Here is a 17,872-nt window from a genome sequence, read left to right on the forward strand (position 1 = left end):
TTAAGATGAAACATCTAATAATAATTATAGTCTGTATGTGCTTTTCCTTTTCTGGGTTTGGCCAAATTACAGATGCCGAATATTTTTTTGATACAGATCCAGGAGTTGAAAACGCAATGCCTCTAGCGGTAACTACAGGAAATACAATTGACGAAAACTTTAACAGTATCCCAACTACTGGTTTAACCGAAGGCTTACACACCTTACACATTAGAGTCAAAGGAACGAGTAATGTGTGGAGTTTATACAAGCGTGCATATTTCTATATACAAACACCAACCACAAGCGGTACGCCTCAAAATATTGTTGCTGCGGAATATTTTATAGATGCAGATCCAGGAGTTGGTAATGGAACTCCTGATGTTGTAACACAAGGCATGACAATAAGTGAAACATTCACAATTGCTACAACGAGTTTAAACGATGGTTTGCACGTTTTACACATTCGTGTGAAAGATGCAGATGATAAATGGAGCTTGTATAAACGTGCTTATTTTTATACACTATCACCAAACTCTAATGCAACTGCAACACCAATTATTGCTGCCGAGTATTTTTTTGATACAGATCCTGGAGTTGGCAGTGCCACTTCAATTGGTATCACACAAGGACTTACTATTGAAGACGACTTAGTAATTCAAGTTCCTGCTGAAATGGCAACTGGAGATCATTATTTACACTTACGAGTGCAAGATCAAGATGGTACATGGTCTTTATACAAACGTGCTTTAATTAATGTTGAGCCTCTATCTGTTGGTGAGTTTACTTCTGAAAGTTTTGACATCTTTCCAAACCCAATTAAAGATAATATCCATATAAATTTCAAGCAGTTTGGCGATTATTCTTTTTCGTTTTATGATGTTTCTGGGAAAGAGATCTTTCAGCAAAAAAAATTAGAAATCAATAATACTTTTGATCTTTCTAAATATGCTTCTGGTGTATATATTCTGAAAATAAAAGATAATGAAAATAGTTCATTTCAGAATATTAAAATAGTGAAGCAATAGAAATTACAATAACATTGAAAGATTTCAACTTTTAACTTGAAATTTACAAAAGCTCAAAAAAATTAGTACTGACAATGCCCAACAACACAGGATTTAAAACAAGCTATACATTTTTCTAACCTTTAACGCTTTAGCTTTATTAATTTAATAACAATTAATTCATAAATTTTAAAACAATGACATCTAAAATTTTTACAAATTTCGGTTTTCTCCTCGCTTTTTTATTCATTTTTCAAGCAGGTTATTCCCAAAAAGCATCCAAAATAGAGTTACCATCAACTTACGATTTTGACTATACTTATAAACTCAAAATGACTCATAAAAAAGGAGATTTAGTACTTACTTACTTTTTAAAGAAAGATGCTCAATATTTTGGTTTTGACACTGCAGATATGACCAAAGGATCAGACACAAAAATGTTTATGGTAATGGATACAAATCTAGGAGTGACTGCTATGTTTATGGAAATGATGGGCAAAAAAATAGTTCAAAAAACGAAGCTTAAAACTTCAGATTTTGATGACGACAGTGATAATTCAAATTATACATTTACTAAGATCGACTCTAAAACGATAATGGGTTACGAGTGTGAAGGTTTTATGAGTGAAAATGATGAACATAAAATCACTTTTTATATTACAGACGATGTTCCTGTGAGTTTTAATCAGGTTTTTGGAGCAAATGCAAAACAAATGCCCAAAGGTTTTAATCCAGATTGGATGAAAAAATATGCTGAAAACGGACTCATGATGCAAATGATTTTTGTTGACAAAAAGAAGTCAAAAAATAGCATGACTATGGATTGTGTTGGTTTAGACAAAACAGATTTCTCAATAAATGCTTCGGCTTATGGCTCTATGATGTCTGCTTTTGGTAACTAAGCAGTTCTCATGACATTAGATCGCGTTGGTATTTGCACAATAACGTTTGTACCAATGGGCTTTTTATTGTCATCATACAAATCTTCAAATTCAATATGATAATCGCAGGTATAGTCTTTAGAAAAGTTTGCTAATCGCGCTTTTGTAATCGCTATACCAACAGATTTTCTTTTGATGAATTTGTCTCTATTAATTTTATCAGATTTTATTCTACCAATGCCATTATCTTTTATGGAAATCATGATAAAATCGTCTTGGGTTCTATAAACATGTAATTTAATTTTTTTATCATCTTTTTTAGAAGACAAACCATGCCAAAGTGCGTTTTCCAAAAATGGCTGCAATACTAGTGATGGTAGTTTTATATTAGCAGTATTTATATTATCATCCACATGGATTTCAAAATCTATTTCGTTTGAAAATCTAATGTTCTCAATATTCATATATAGTTTCATGGTATCTAACTCATCTTCCAGAGTATTTTCTTTTTCCGAAGAAGCCACCAAAATTTTTCTGATGAGTTTTGAAAATTTATTTAAATAATAAACTGCATTTTCTTTCTCATTATTAATGATATACAATTTTATAGAGTTTAATGAATTAAAAATAAAATGCGGATTCATTTGACTACGCAACATATCTTGTTCTAAAGTTAAAATTTGCTTTTCTTGATTTAACTGTCTATTTCTATACAAAGAAACCAATACACCTACAATAACTGCAAGAATCAACATAGAGTACCAAAACACTTTTTTATTTCGCTCTAATTTAGATTTCCAAACTTGATTCTCTGTAGCAAGTGCCTTAATCTCATTGTTCTTTGCTTCATTTTCATATTGAATAATAACATCATTCACATATCGTAAATTACGATCATTATTAATGGTTTTCTCAATCTCAACAGACTCTTTGTAATGACTCAATGCAGATTTATAATCTTTGGTAATGTTATATAATTCTGAAAGATGTTTATCGGCTTCAACAATAGATAAGTTCAAATTATACTGTTTTGCAACTTCTAATCCTTTTTTTAGATGTGCTTTGGAAGCTTCAATACGTCCCATTTCTTTTTGAACCCAGCCCAAATTAATTAAGGAAGCAGCAATGTAAAATTGATCATTAATTTTTAAAGCTTTCTTATATGCTTTTTCAATGATAACCTCCGCATCAATATATTTTTTTTGTTTAATAAAAACTTGACCTATGCTGTTATAGCAAATAACACGTCCTAAGTTTGAATTGAGTTGCTCATTAAATTCTAGAGACAATTTATAATTACGTAAAGCACTCTCAAGGTCACCTTGAGCCTCATAAGCATAACCAATATTTTGATAATTAATAGCAAGCCCTAATCTGTTACTTGCTTGTTTTTCTATCTGTAGAGATTTTTCAAATTGTTTTAATGCCAATTCATATTGTTCTAATATGAGATAAATATTACCAATACTATTTTGTGATACAGCAATATTATAGGACACTGTATTAGATGGGTTCTCTATAGACCTTGCAATATCTAGTGCTTTGGTATGAAAATCTAATGCTGGTTTTACAAGATCCATTCTGCGATAAGCAACACCTATATTATTTAAACTAATGATTTCAAATTCTTTATTATTGCTAATATCAGCAAGATTATTAGCTTTTTTGTGAATTTCAATAGATTGCTCGTAATGAGATATATTTCTATAAATCACACCTAAAGCATTGAGTCCATAACCTTCACCTTCTAAGTAATTTAAACCTTTAGACGTTTTAATCAACGTCTTCATTTTAATGCTATCTTGAGAATACTTTTTAAATGTAGAATCTATTGTTGCAAAATTCTTAGGTTTTAATGATGCTAAGTTGGTCATATCTTTCTCAAAATCATTGTCGCTATCTTGAGCAAATGATAATTGAAAACTGAGATTAAAACAAAGACATATCACCACTAAAAAATTAGTAGGTGATTTGACAATATGAAATTTGAGGTGATTCAAATTATAACTTTTCTAAAAAATCTGATTTTCGTTGTCTAGCAACAGGGATTTTATGATTAGACTCCATCACAACATAACCTTCGCTTTTGATATACTCTTTAATTTTATTCAAGTTAACAATAAAGGAGTTATGAATTCTAAAAAAATAATGTTTTGGTAAAACAGCATCAACTTCTTTTAGTTTTTTAGTAATTACAATTTTTTGCTGTTTAGAGGTCACAATTGTACTGTAGTTCCCATCTGACTCCACAAATACAATATCATCAATATCTAAAAAGATGAGTTTACCATCTGTATTTATTGTAATCTTCTTTTTATCAAACTTTTCATTAAAACTAACTAAAACCTCTTCAATTTTAGACGAATTATTTAATCTAGAATTATACTTTTTAATTTTTTTTATAGTGTCTTGCAAGTCATCAGAATCTACTGGCTTCAACAAATAATCTATAGCTTCATGCTTTAAAGCTTTTATAGCATATTCATCATAAGCTGTTGTGATCACAATTGCAAAATCAGTATTGGTTAGTTTTCCTAAAAACTGAAATCCATCCATAGTTGGCATTTGAATATCAAGAAATAAGCAATCTGGAGTATTGACATTTAAGTACGCAATAGCCTCTTCAGGATTAGAAAAGGTCTCAATAATTTCAATATCATTACTAAAATTTGTGAGCTCCCAAGATAATCCCTGTATAGCTTTTGGTTCGTCATCTACTATTACTGCTTTAATCATAAATCAAATATAAAACATAATCTAAATACTTTATAAGTAATATGTATAGTTAGCATGAATTCCTGTGTAATATGTGTCTAAGATGGTTTTTTCTATGCATTATATTTGTGACATGACCATTTACACACTTTTTGCAACCAACTATACAAATTGAAACCTTTAAACCCATTTTATTTATCATATTTGAATTGAAATTAAATGACCAATCAAATTAATAGAAAAAAAATAGAGTGATCGTGGGGATTCACTATTTTGATTAAATGCTATTAATCATTAAAGAAGTCAGGTTCATTCCTGACTTTTTTTAAAATCATTAATTTCTTATAACAAAACTTCATATATAGTGAATAGTTTTAGTTAGTTTAATTAATTATTAGGGAAGAAAAGAGAGCTAGAAGTAGCTCTCTTTTTTTGTTTGATTTTTTTTTAATTATCTACCTTAAAATATCTAGCAAACATCACTAGTGACTATCATTTTAACAGGAATATACTTACACATATTTGCAAAATGTTTTTGATTTAAACAATTGATTATCAGGTATTTAGTATAATTTTTAACAAATCTTTAATTTTTATAAGAATATCACAATGTTAAAAACTTGTTGACAATGTTTATAAAATACCCTTTCATTATTAACGACAATTGCCAATCTTTGTTGGAGGCAAAATAAAATTAATATTTCTGATTTTTTCGATAAAAAAATGATGAAAACCAATTTTGAAATTAAGTCACTTTTATTCCTGTTTAAGGAAAAAAAACAATAACACGTTTTACGGATTTACTAATAAAATTGAATGATAAAATCATTCTAACGACTATTCTAGTCTTAAATATTAAACAACTATGGAGATAACCGAGATTATAAAAAGAGACTACGAAACAAGTCCCTTTATTTTAAATAAAATTTCTAATGCCATAGAAAAAGCAATGATATCTGTTGGAAATGGTTCCAAAGAAGATGCAAATACAATCTCTGTAAATGTTTTACAAACATTATTAGAAAGAAAAGGAAGAGATCATAAATACTTACCTACAGTAGAAGAAGTACAAGATCTTGTAGAGGAAAAATTAATGGCAAGCTCTTTTCCTGGTGTTGCGAAAGCCTATATTTTATACAGGGACGAGCAAACAAGAAATAGAAAAACAAATATTTTTGAAAAACGCATCAATTTAAAACCTTACGAGTATCCTGAACTTAATGAATATGTTGATGCAATAAGACATTCGTATTGGATTCATTCTGAATTTAATTTCACAAGTGATATTCAAGATTTCAAAACAAGATTAACTATTGTAGAGCAAAATGCTATTAAAAATACAATGCTTGCTATTTCGCAAATAGAAGTTGCAGTTAAATCATTTTGGGGTGAGATTTATAATAAAATGCCAAAACCAGAAATAGGATCTGTTGGAGCAACATTTGCAGAAAGTGAAGTACGCCATCACGATGCTTATTCGCATTTATTAGAAATTTTAGGTCTTAACAATGAGTTTAAAAACCTAAAGAAAAAGCCAGTAATAATGAGACGTGTTCATTATTTAGAAACTGCTTTAAAAAACGCTAAAAGTGAGGACAACAAAGAATATGCAGAGTCTATTTTATTGTTTTCTCTTTTTATTGAGCATGTATCTCTGTTCTCTCAGTTTTTAATCATAATGGCTTTTAACAAACATAAAAACATGCTAAAAGGTGTCTCTAATGTGGTTGAAGCAACTTCTAAAGAAGAACAAATTCATGGAGATTTTGGTATTGATATTATTAAAATAATAAAAGCCGAAAACCCAACATGGTTTGATGAAGAGCATAATGCAGTAGTAAGAGAATTATGTGAAGAAGCATTCAAATCTGAAAGCAAACTTATTGATTGGATATTTGAAGCTGGTGAATTAGATTTCTTACCAAAAGCTGTCATCAATGAATTCCTTAAAAACAGATTCAATAATTCATTAGAAAGTATTGGCATTGAAAAAGTATTTGATGTCAACGAAACCTTACTCAAGCAAACCGATTGGTTTGACGATGAGATCATTGGAACAAAACATGGAGATTTCTTCGTGAAGCGTTCAATCAACTATGCAAAAAGACAAAAAAGTGTAACCGGAGACGACCTATTTTAAACTATGAACGACAACACCAACCTAGACATCGAAAACAAAGTGAATCAAGAAGCAACAAAAACATCTAGCCACGATGAATTAATTAAGGCTAGAAAAGAAGCCATAAAAGATGCCAATACAGATCCAGAAATTAAATGGTTAACTGAGCATAGTCGTCAATTTTTAGCCTCAGGTTATCTTACAGGAGATACAACTCCTGAAGAAAGAATTAGAGAAATTGCTAACAATGCAGAAAAAATATTAGGTATTGATGGTTTTGCAGATAAGTTTTATGGCTATATGGCAGAGGGCTATTATTCATTAGCATCTCCAGTTTGGTCTAACTTTGGAAAAAAACGTGGCTTACCAATTAGTTGTTTTGGTTCACATATTTCTGATGATATGGGAGATATCCTATATACACAATCTGAAGTAGGTATGATGTCTAAACTAGGAGGTGGTACTTCTGGTTACTTTGGTAAATTAAGACATAGAGGCGCTCCTGTAAAAAATAATGGTGAGTCTTCTGGTGCAGTTCACATCATGCAATTGTTTGAAAAAATGGTTGATGTTGTAAGTCAAGGTTCAGTAAGAAGAGGTCGTTTTTCTCCATACTTACCAATCGAGCATCAAGACATACACGAGTTTTTAGAAATAGGAACAGAAGGTAATCCAATTCAAGAATTAACCCATGGTGTTACAGTAGGTAACGAATGGATGCAAGAAATGATTGATGGTGATGCAGATAAAAGAGCAATTTGGGCTAAAGTATTGCAACGTAGAGGAGAAATAGGATATCCTTATATTTTCTTTAGAGACAATGCAAACAATAAAGCTCCAGATGTTTATCAAGATAAAAATCATGAGATTTACGCAAGTAACTTATGTTCTGAAATTATGTTACCTACAAACGATCGTTGGTCATTTGTTTGTGTATTGTCTTCTATAAACTTATTACATTATGATAAGTGGAAAGATACCGATGCTGTAGAAACTATGGTATACTTTTTAGATGCGGTTCTAGAAGAATTTATCACAAAATTAGAAGTTTATAGAGATTCTGATAGCCGAGATGATAGACATACTTTTATGTTTATGGAAAAAGCTTATACTTTTGCTAAAGAGAACAGAGCTTTAGGATTAGGAGCTTTAGGATGGCACTCATTATTACAATCTAAAAATCTAAGTTTTGATAGCCAAGAGGCTTTTGATTTAAACAGTAAAATCTTTAAAACGATTAACGAAAAATCAAATAAAGCATCTGTAGAATTAGCTACATTATTTGGCGAGCCAGAAGTATTAAAAGGATACGGAAGACGTAACACAACCTTAAATGCTGTAGCACCAACAACATCTTCTGCTTTCATTTTAGGACAAGTATCACAAGGTATTGAGCCAATTTGGTCTAATAGTTATGTGAAAGATATCGCGAAAATAAAAACGACAATAAAGAACCCTTATTTATTAGCGCTTTTAGAAGAAAAAGGAATCAATACCGATGAGATTTGGAGAAGCATTAGAGATTACGATGGTTCTGTACAACATTTAGAAGAACTGACAGATCACGAAAAAGATGTGTTTAAAACGTATTCTGAAATTGATCAAATGACCATTATATATCAAGCTGCAAATAGACAAAATCATATTGATCAAGCGCAGTCATTAAATATTATGGTACATCCAGATATGCCTGTTAAAGACATTAACAAGCTTTATGTAACTGCTTGGCAACTTGGTGTAAAATCATTGTACTACCAACACAGTATGAATGCTGCACAAAAATTTAAGCAAAAGAAAGATTGTGCTAGCTGTGAAGGTTAACAAATTTCTTTTTTCTTCGGAAATATTATAATTAATAAAAAGCATCTTGATATTTGATTATCAAGATGCTTTTTTTATGTTTGAATATCCCTAACAATTTCAACCATGTACCAAAACACATTTGAAATCACAGACGAACTATTAGCTAGCAAAGGTCAACGCATACTTCACCATTTTATAGATTTAGTACCACAGTATGCAATTATGTATGGTTTAACCTATGGATTATTCTATTTGGGAGAATTTACAGGTAATTACACACTAAATGACATATGGAATGGCATGTCTGAAATAGAAGACTTCATTGTAAGCTACGTATTCATGTTTACATATTATTTTTTAATGGAAAAATACACTTTTAAAACATTAGGGAAATTTGCTACCAATACTATTGTTGTATCCGTCGACGGAAATGAACCGACAACAAAACAAATATTAAAAAGAAGTTTTAGTAGATGGATTCCGTTTGATGCACTTTCATTTTTAGGCACCAACGGAAAAGGTTGGCACGACTCTATTGCAGATTGTTATGTTGTCAAAGCAGATAAATTTAATGAAAAGAAAAACTCAATATTAGAATTAGAACAAATTGGATTAATAGGAGAAGATATTTAATTCTTCAAGACATCTGTACCCAAATACTTGTCATCCTTATTATAATACCAAGCTCTATTTTTTGGTATTTTAATCTCATTAACCGTTTTGGTTTCGGTTAGAAGAATGTATTCTCCACTATCTGGTTTTAATTCACCTTTTTCATCAGTTTTAAAGAATTGATAAACTTCCATAGCAAAGGTATTTGGATCAAAATAAAAATACCAAACATCACTTCCCACACCTTCATCATAACTCACACTTAATACAAGATATTCTTTTCCTTTAAAGGTTTTACGCTCAACTTTATCTTGAATCACTGTACCTTCATCTTTCAATTTCATTGGCAAACCGTAAAGATAAGTGTAATAGTTTTTATACATATGAGCTCTATCGCAATTCAAATTATAGGTCTTTATGTTTTCTTCGGAAATATCTTCCAAACCATTTAATTTAATAGAACAGTCCGCTTTATCTAACGTATATTCTGTCGTAATACTATCACGTTTTGCTTGGACGTAGAAATATTCCGAAGGTAAATTAATAATGATTTTACTCTCACGATTTTTATTGTTAGGAGTTTCCATAGTGATAAACAACTCACCATTAAAAGTTGACCAATTATTGTTTGGGTCATGATAAGTTATTGCTTTTTCCAGAAGCTCTTTCCCTGTTAATTCTTGAGCAGGTAACAATTGAAAACTAAATAAGAAGAGAATAACTAAGGATGTATATTTCATAATGCAAAACTTTTAATACTAAATTAAACTATTTGAGATTAACCTAAGAATATTATATTTGAAACTCACTAAACAAAAACCAACCTATGAATCAAATTAAATACACAGTAACACCAGACGTATTAGCAAGTAAAGGTATTAGATTCGCCAATTTTATAATGGATTATATAGCACAAGTTGTTATTGGAATTGCAATAGTTGTTCTTATTGGTCTCATTTCAGAATTAACAGGAAGTTATGGACTTTATGAACTCGTCATAGAATCTGAAGGTCGATTATCTGACTATATTTTTGGAGCCATAATTCTAATTATATATTATTTAACAATAGAGACACTCACTGCACGCTCTTTAGGTAAATACATTACAAAAACAAAAGTGGTGCTCTATGATGGCTCAAAACCAACATTTAATGAGATTTTAGTTCGTTCGCTATGTCGTATTATTCCGTTTGAACAATTTTCTTTTCTTGGAGAAGAAGGAAAAGGTTGGCACGATTCTATCTCAAAAACTTACGTTGTAGATATCGCAAAATTTGAAGCTAAAAAAGCAGCCTTTGATGATTTAGATGAAATTGGAAGAATTGGCGAGTAAAGCCATTTTAGCGCTAGAAATAATCAAATAAAAAAAAGACCATCTAAAATTAGATGGTCTTTTTTTATTTATAAATTGAGTGTCTTACTCTTCATTTTCAATCACCTTTGCTGGTATTACAGAACTATCATGTGAATCATGATATTCTTCTAATAGATTCATTGTTGCATTTAATAAATCTTTTGTTTCTAGAAGTAAACTAAAGTAAAGTGTTGTGTTTTTTGGACTCGACTCTTCTGTACGAGTACGCTCTACTTGTTTTTGAATTTTCTCCTTAACTAAGCCATATACTTTAGCTTTATCATTTAAGATCTCTCCAATTTTTTCAAAAGATTGAGAATCAAAAGCAGCTTTTGTTTCATTAAACAAAAGTTCCATTTTATCATCCACTTCTTTTAATTCTTTAATTTGAGAGAACTTCAATTTTTTATGATTGTTGTTAACGTGTTTATGACTCACTTTAGAAATGTACTCTAAAGATTGGGTCATATCCTGAAGATAACCTAGAATATTAATGTAAAAATTACTCGCACCAATACTAGATTCATCAAGATTTTTAATGAAATAAAATATGTTATCTCGCAATTCATCAACCTCATCAGAAAGTTTAACGACTTGCTTTTTATTCTTTTTCAATAAAGCCAAATCCTGTTTAGCTAAACCTCTAATTGCATTCGTGTAAATTTTATTACCACGTTTTACTACGTTAGCAATGTTTTTTGCACTTTCATGAATAACACCTTGAACAGAACTACTTTCTGCTTTAGTCAAACTATCCTCTGCTTTAGATTCTTTTGATTTTTTATTATGAGATATGTAATTTCTTAATAATAAACCAAACGCTGCTACCAATAATAATGGGAACATAACATGTAAATTAAGGTTTAACAAATAAGCAACCAAAGCAGCAGCCAAAAATGCACTTATAGCAGTAAAGAACCAACCTCCTATCACATTAATAACACCAGCTACTCTGTAAACTGCACTTTCTGCTCCCCAAGCTCTATCTGCTAATGAAGTACCCATGGCTACCATAAAAGTAACATAGGTTGTTGATAATGGTAGTTTGTATGATGTAGCAATAGAAATTAATACTGCTGCTACCATTAAGTTTACAGCTGCACGAACAAGATCAAAAGCTGGTAGTTCGTATTTTTTATCTTTTGGAAGTGAAATCACAGGTGCTTCAAATTGCTTTTCAATTTTTGCTTGCCACGTATTTGGTAAAACATAAGCTGTCATTTGAGATAAACCCACTGCTACTCTTACAAATCCACGAGATAAGAAATTAGGTTGAAAACGTTCTTTTGTAGCACCTTGACTAGCTAAATCTAATGATGTTTTGACTACATTTTTTGCTTTCGTAGAGAACCATAAGGTTAATACCATAATCATTCCTGCTGCAAACAAAAGTAAATTGTTAGTTGGAACTTTTTCTGCTAAAACATCCATTGGGAAACTTGTAGCTGGTAATCCAGAAAGTGTCCATTGCTCAAAAGCATTAAATGCAGCGATAGGTACACCAATAAAGTTTACCAAGTCATTACCAGCAAAAGCTAATGCTAATGCAAAAGTTCCTAGAATGATAATTAACTTATAGATATTAGTCTTAAAAAAAGCAATAAGTGCATAAGAGAAAATCGACCAAATGACCAAACTCACCAAAATAATATAAAACACTTGGTGCTCTAAAAAATCTTTCATGGTACCACCTCCTAGAATATCAAAGGACTGACTTGCATAAGCTGTACCTTTTAAACCTTTCATGAAAATAAAGTAAGTAATTGCAGTTATAGCCATACCACCAAACAAAGCGCCAACCCATGCTGCCTTTTTCTCAAAATTATACGACAGTAGTAATCTTGAGAACCATTGAACCAGTGCGCCTATAGAAAAGGCGACGACGACCGAAAGCAGAATACCCAATATAATCTCTGTAGCTTTAGAAGTATTGATATATCCAACGACATCATCAAAACTTCCTCCATCATGACCAATTTTAATTAAAGCCATTGCCACTGCAGCACCTAGTAATTCAAAAACAATAGATACCGTTGTTGAAGTAGGCATCCCAATTGAATTAAAAAAGTCAAGTAAAAGAATATCAGTAATCATTACTGCCATGAAAATGATCATAATTTCATTAAACATGAATTCTCCAGGATTGAAAATTCCTTTTCTAGCAACCTCCATCATTCCACTTGAGAACACAGCACCAATTGCGACACCAGCACTCGCTACAATCATAATTGTTCTAAAGGAAATAGCTTTAGAACCAATTGCAGAATTTAAAAAATTCACTGCATCATTACTAACACCTACAACCAAATCAGCTACTGCTAAAATGGCTAGTGCAATAATCATATATAAATAAATATTATCCATAATCTTTAATTTAAAAAGGTGTGCAAATATCTTTAGAGTTTCTCTCTAGTGTGTTACCTTATTGTTATGTTTTTAGCGTTAAAAGTGAATATCAAATCCTAATCTAAATGTTATGTTGTCATCGTTTCCATCTAAGCTACTATAACTAATGTCAGATTGGACTTTTAATTTGTGACCTACAATATATTTTGAAGCTCCCAGAGTGTATTGTTTTTTTGAAAGCGTATTTGTAATTGAATCATAATCAAGAGTCGTAAAACGAGTAACAACCTCATAGTTCGTCTTAAATACATATCCCACTTGCAAATTTAAAGCGTTACCAGTTAAAACAACGTCTCCTGTAGGTGTTGTACCATCAACATCTATCGCAATAGGGTTTGCAGCAGTTCGATTTGCATATTCTCCCATAAATGAAAACCCATTATATTTAAACATGGCATCTGCAAAAATAGTAGTCACATCTGTTTCATAAAGTGATTCATCACTTTTAAACATATAATCTCCTAAGCCACTTCTTTCTCTTACAGCATTTTGATTAAGGTTATACGTGAAACCAACCATTAATTTTGGTGTTTTCTCACGATTTAAATCTGCTTGGACATAATCTCCTTTTGATTTAAAATTTCCGAAGGGAAGAAACTCAAGACGTCCTGTATATTGTAATCCACCTTCATTTCCTTCTGTAACGTTGCGACCTTCTCCTTGAGAGATTGCAAATTTTTCTCGCATTAAAAAACCACCTCCTAAATCACTTTTGTGACGAAGTTGAATACCGACATCTCGATCTAAATTAAAACGACTATTTAAAAGCGACCGATTAATTAATTGAAGATTTGCTGAAGATACTACACGCTCTATATTTCCTGGAAGCTTAGTTTGTCCAGCCCAGAGCTCCCAGTTAGGAGCAAAATTCCACATTAAAACAGCATCTAAAATATAACGAGGTGTTTCTCTATTGAACTCATTTGCGCCAGAGATGTCTCTGTTAGATAATCCTAATTCTATTTTATACTTCAATTTTGGACTGTAAGCAAAACCATCAAACTTTAAACGAGCACGTCTAACTATAAAATTATGCTCTGGACTGCCATATTGATCACCATCATGATCCCATGAAGATATTGAACGTACTTGAAAACGAGGAGCAAATTTTATACTAAAGGAACTATCCTTGGCTACGAAGTTGATTAATCCTTTACCAAAAGATGTATCGCTAATCTCTTGAGAGTAAGAATAACTATAAGCACACAGTATTAGTGCTAAAGTCAATAGAAATTTCATTATTATCAGTTTTTGTCGCTGCAAATAACTGATTTTAATGTTAACTGAATGTTTCCTAATAATTAAGATTTTAGGAGATATTAACAAAAAAGGCTACTTTTTTCAAAGCAGCCTTATTAGACAACATAGCCTTTTAGTCGACAAAAACTAATAAAATTTATGAAGCTCTAATGGTGTATAAAACACTAATACAAATATGAGGATGTAAAGTAATTTAATTGTAATGCTAATATTATCTAATCATTAAGAATTAAACCCATATAAAAATAAATAAAACATTGATTAACAATAAATTAAAACCCTAATGTTAATTTAATGTTACGTAAATGTTTGATAATTGTAAAGTTTTGTTTAACTTTGAATCAAGTAATATATTAAACACCCAAATAAAAAAATCATGAAAAAAATATTCGCTATTCTATTAATGTTAAGTGTAACTCTAACATTTGCTCAAGAAAAACCCAAAGTTGATTTAAAAAAAGATGGAGATTTAACAATTGCTACATATTACCATGATAATGGTGCCATAGAGCAACAAGGTACTTTCAATAAAAAAGGAGAACTTCATGGTGTTTGGACTAGTTTTGATGAAGAAGGAAATAAAGTAACCGTTGCTAATTTCACAAACGGACAAAAAACAGGTAAATGGTTATTTTGGTCTGGTAATAAACTTAGAGAAGTAGATTACCAAGATTCTAAAATAGCTAGTGTAAGTGAATGGACAGATAAGGTTCAATTAGCTATAAATTAAAAAATAATTTAAATAAAAAAAATCCCAACTAAACAGTTGGGATTTTTTTTGACTAATTCAAACTCTATTTTAGAATTTATAAGTATATCCTAAAGAAAAGGTTGTTCCTGGATCTCTCAAAGTAAAAATTTGGTTTTGAGCTCTAAACGATTCGTATTCGCTTATTCTTGAATTACCCAAAATATTTGACACCTTAAAATCTATTGATGTATGTTCATCTTCTCCAAACGTTTTATTTAAAGTAAAATTTAAACTATTAAACGGTTTTGTATATACATCTGGTACTTCTCTAATACCTACAACCTCTAAAGTTTTTCCTTGCACATTAAAGAACAATCCGGTTTGCAATCCTATATCATCATTATTATAATCTAAACCAACATTAATTAAATATGGTGCTTGACCTTGCAAATCTCTTTTTTTATCTATTGTTTCACCATCTCTTGCACTATCTTCCCTTCCTTGAAACTCATCGTCAGACATGGTAAGTTCAGATTTTATTATTGAAACATTAGCATTAATTTTAAGGTTATTTAACCCTTCTGTAATAAAACCTAAACGCTGACGCACTTCAAACTCTGCTCCAATAACATTAGCATCTCCCAAATTACCTACAGTAAGTTGCGTTGGTGCATTGACAAAAAACTGCTGTTCAATAGCATCTGTAAAGCCTTTATAAAATCCACTAATAGCAAACATTTGACCTTTTTCTCCAAAATGCTCATATCTCAAATCAAAGTTGTTTATATAAGTAGGCACCAAAGGTTTTACAGCCAATGCTCCAATAAATAAACGACCTGTTATAGGGTCAAAGATTTGTGAGTTAGATTGCTCTTTAAAAGAGGGTCTGGCAGTCGTACGAGAGTAAGATGCTCGTAAATTATCATCATCATTTAAAGCGTAAATAACATTAGCTGACGGAAAGAAATCAAACTCATCTAAAACTAATTCTCTATCAAATATATTTTCTGGACCATCTTGTCCTGTATAGTAAGATTTAAAAAACTCTGTTCTTAGTCCTAAAACAGTTTTCATCTTCTCACTTACATTAAACTCTAACGACACATAATTTGCTCCAATATGTTGCTCACCTTCGTAAGCATCGTTAGCATTAAATGTATCTATATTTATCAAATAAGTACCTGCATCACTTGTAGGGTTCCACACATTTTCTTCTGCTAATAAATTATTAACATCTCCATTTGAAATAAACGATTGGTTTCCTCTAATGTTAAAGGTATAATCATCGACACTAAAATCTCTAAATTTATAGGTATAAGCACCACCAAATTTTATTTTGGCTGGTCTATTAAATAGATCAATTGTTTTATCAAAATCAACCTTTCCATTCCATGATTCTTCTAAAAGATTTCTCCATAATTGAATTGGAAACGTAGAAGCAGATGGTGATAAAAAAGAGTTCCCACTATCAGACTGCTGTAAAGGTGTAATTCTATGACCTTTATCCATTACTTTAGAGAATGTTGGTGATAGTTTCCATTCAAAATTAAATGCCTTTTCATCACCAATACTATTTAATCTATGTTTACCTGTTACCAATAAGTTTGTAATTGATCTTTCAGTATAAGCAATCGCATTTTTAGTTAATGGCTCTAAAGCTCCACCAGTACCATCTTGCGAAATTATTTGATTAAAAAATCCAGCTGAAGATTCTCCATTTTGGATATGCAGTATATTAACTTTAAACTTAGATTTTTCAGTTTTGTATGCAATACCTGCCAAACCATTTAAAATGACATTGTTTATCCCTTCTGCTCCTTTTGAATTTAACGCTGCAAGTAACTCATAATCTGAAGTGTCTTGCGGATTTTTAATATAAGCACCATCAACACGATTTTCATAAAACGTTGTTGTGTTTTTGTAAGAAAATGAAGCTTGATATCCTATTTTATCATCTCCTATATCGTATTGGTTTCCTAATGTAAATCCAAAATCAAGATCCATTCCACTCCTCTCTTGTTTTGCAGCAAGTTCTTTTTGAAAACTATTAGTAAGTGTTGTTAATAATGAATTATTTTCACTTGTTGCAGGAATTGGTTGATATCTATTGATTGGCAAATTTCTAGTACCATCATCATATCCAAAAATATCTGTATCACTCCCTTCCGAAGTTAAATAATTATCATTAAAGTGCATATCTGGATTATAACTACTACCTAATGAGATAGAATATTCTCCTTTGGTTGGAAAATCTTTAGTAATAATGTCAATGATACCACCAGTAAAATCTGCTGGGTACTCTGCTGCTGCAGATTTTAATACAATAATATTATCTAAAATACTTGTTGGAAATAGATCCATTTGTATTGTATTTCTATCTGGATCTAACCCAGGAATATCAATACCATTTAATATAGATTTAGTATACCTATCACCCAAACCACGAACATAAACATATTTCCCTCCTTGAATTGATACACCAGGTACGTTCTTTACAGCTGCTGCAACGTTTCCTGCACCACTACTTTTTATAGATTGAGCCGATAAACCGTCCAATAAAGTGACTGACTTTTTTTGCAAATTTAAGACAGCGCTTTCAGTATTTTTTTTGACACTTGTTGTTAAAATAATTGTGTCTAATGAATTTGTTTGTAGTGTTACATCTAGCTCAGTAACTTCTCCTGCTTTGATGACTACTTCCACAATTTCTTGTGTATTGTAACCAACAAAAGAAAAGATCAATGTGTATGTTCCTGGATTTAATTCTAATTCATATTTTCCATCAAAATCAGAAGTTGTTCCTGTTGTTGTGCCTTTCACTAAAATGTTAGCAAATGCCATTGGCTCTACAAACTCACCGTCAATAACGTTTCCAGCTACTGTTCCTTTTTGAGCATTGATAAAACCAACACAAATAAAGAAAAGTATTAAGAGTGAGTATATTTTTTTTTCCATAATTAGTTAATTATCTAAACTATACTACTCGTTAAAAAGTTAACGAGTAGTATTAGTTTATATTGAAAGAGTTTATTTGACTTATAAAAT

General features: G+C 30.9%; 13 protein-coding genes. 7 read left to right on the plus strand and 6 right to left on the minus strand.

Annotated elements, in window-relative coordinates; translation table 11 throughout:
- Positions 1-5 precede the first annotated feature (5 nt).
- Together IM744_RS13065 and IM744_RS13070 are read left to right on the plus strand one after the other, a co-directional pair.
- Positions 6-1,007: a T9SS type A sorting domain-containing protein gene (locus IM744_RS13065; protein WP_194508590.1), complete on the plus strand. Its 1,002-nt coding sequence runs from the start codon at positions 6-8 to the stop codon at positions 1,005-1,007.
- Between the two features lie 176 nt (positions 1,008-1,183).
- Entirely contained in the window at positions 1,184-1,888 is a 705-nt protein-coding gene (locus tag IM744_RS13070) for a DUF4412 domain-containing protein (protein ID WP_194508591.1), read from the plus strand.
- On the opposite strand, the gene IM744_RS13075 is transcribed toward IM744_RS13070, so the two are convergent.
- Together IM744_RS13075 and IM744_RS13080 are read right to left on the minus strand one after the other, a co-directional pair.
- Positions 1,885-3,867, minus strand: coding sequence for a tetratricopeptide repeat protein (locus IM744_RS13075; RefSeq protein ID WP_241738329.1), 1,983 nt, complete (start codon positions 3,865-3,867; stop codon positions 1,885-1,887). The genes IM744_RS13070 and IM744_RS13075 overlap by 4 nt on opposite strands.
- 1 nt (position 3,868) lies before the next feature.
- Positions 3,869-4,603: a LytR/AlgR family response regulator transcription factor gene (locus IM744_RS13080; protein ID WP_194508592.1), complete on the minus strand. Its 735-nt coding sequence runs from the start codon at positions 4,601-4,603 to the stop codon at positions 3,869-3,871.
- Between the two features lie 844 nt (positions 4,604-5,447).
- Here IM744_RS13080 and IM744_RS13085 point away from each other — a divergent pair.
- The 3 genes from IM744_RS13085 (at position 5,448) to IM744_RS13095 (ending at position 9,137) form a co-directional block, all read left to right on the plus strand.
- Positions 5,448-6,722, plus strand: coding sequence for a ribonucleotide-diphosphate reductase subunit beta (locus IM744_RS13085; protein WP_194508593.1), 1,275 nt, complete (start codon positions 5,448-5,450; stop codon positions 6,720-6,722).
- Between the two features lie 3 nt (positions 6,723-6,725).
- On the plus strand, positions 6,726-8,522 hold the full coding sequence (locus IM744_RS13090) for a ribonucleoside-diphosphate reductase subunit alpha (RefSeq protein ID WP_194508594.1): 1,797 nt from the start codon (positions 6,726-6,728) through the stop codon (positions 8,520-8,522).
- A gap of 105 nt (positions 8,523-8,627) precedes the next feature.
- Positions 8,628-9,137, plus strand: a complete 510-nt coding sequence (locus tag IM744_RS13095; protein WP_194508595.1) for an RDD family protein — start codon at positions 8,628-8,630, stop codon at positions 9,135-9,137.
- On the opposite strand, the gene IM744_RS13100 is transcribed toward IM744_RS13095, so the two are convergent.
- Positions 9,134-9,856: a DUF6503 family protein gene (locus IM744_RS13100; RefSeq protein ID WP_194508596.1), complete on the minus strand. Its 723-nt coding sequence runs from the start codon at positions 9,854-9,856 to the stop codon at positions 9,134-9,136. The genes IM744_RS13095 and IM744_RS13100 overlap by 4 nt on opposite strands.
- An 86-nt stretch (positions 9,857-9,942) precedes the next feature.
- Here IM744_RS13100 and IM744_RS13105 point away from each other — a divergent pair, with 86 nt between their 5' ends.
- A complete protein-coding gene (locus IM744_RS13105; RefSeq protein ID WP_194508597.1) occupies positions 9,943-10,449 on the plus strand; it encodes an RDD family protein in 507 nt (168 codons plus the stop codon).
- Between the two features lie 84 nt (positions 10,450-10,533).
- On the opposite strand, the gene IM744_RS13110 is transcribed toward IM744_RS13105, so the two are convergent.
- Both IM744_RS13110 and IM744_RS13115 read right to left on the minus strand, forming a co-directional pair.
- A complete protein-coding gene (locus IM744_RS13110; protein ID WP_194508598.1) occupies positions 10,534-12,834 on the minus strand; it encodes an inorganic phosphate transporter in 2,301 nt (766 codons plus the stop codon).
- A 78-nt stretch (positions 12,835-12,912) separates the two neighbouring features.
- Entirely contained in the window at positions 12,913-14,115 is a 1,203-nt protein-coding gene (locus tag IM744_RS13115) for a porin (protein ID WP_194508599.1), read from the minus strand.
- A 397-nt stretch (positions 14,116-14,512) separates the two neighbouring features.
- Between IM744_RS13115 and IM744_RS13120 the strand changes: the two genes are divergently transcribed.
- Positions 14,513-14,866, plus strand: a complete 354-nt coding sequence (locus IM744_RS13120) for a toxin-antitoxin system YwqK family antitoxin (protein ID WP_194508600.1) — start codon at positions 14,513-14,515, stop codon at positions 14,864-14,866.
- 69 nt (positions 14,867-14,935) lie between these two features.
- Here IM744_RS13120 and IM744_RS13125 read toward each other — a convergent pair whose 3' ends face one another.
- Entirely contained in the window at positions 14,936-17,782 is a 2,847-nt protein-coding gene (locus IM744_RS13125) for a TonB-dependent receptor (protein ID WP_194508601.1), read from the minus strand.
- Between the last annotated feature and the right edge of the window lie 90 nt (positions 17,783-17,872).

The sequence above is a fragment of the Psychroserpens luteus genome, assembly GCF_015319355.1.
GTDB classification, from domain to species: domain Bacteria; phylum Bacteroidota; class Bacteroidia; order Flavobacteriales; family Flavobacteriaceae; genus Psychroserpens; species Psychroserpens luteus.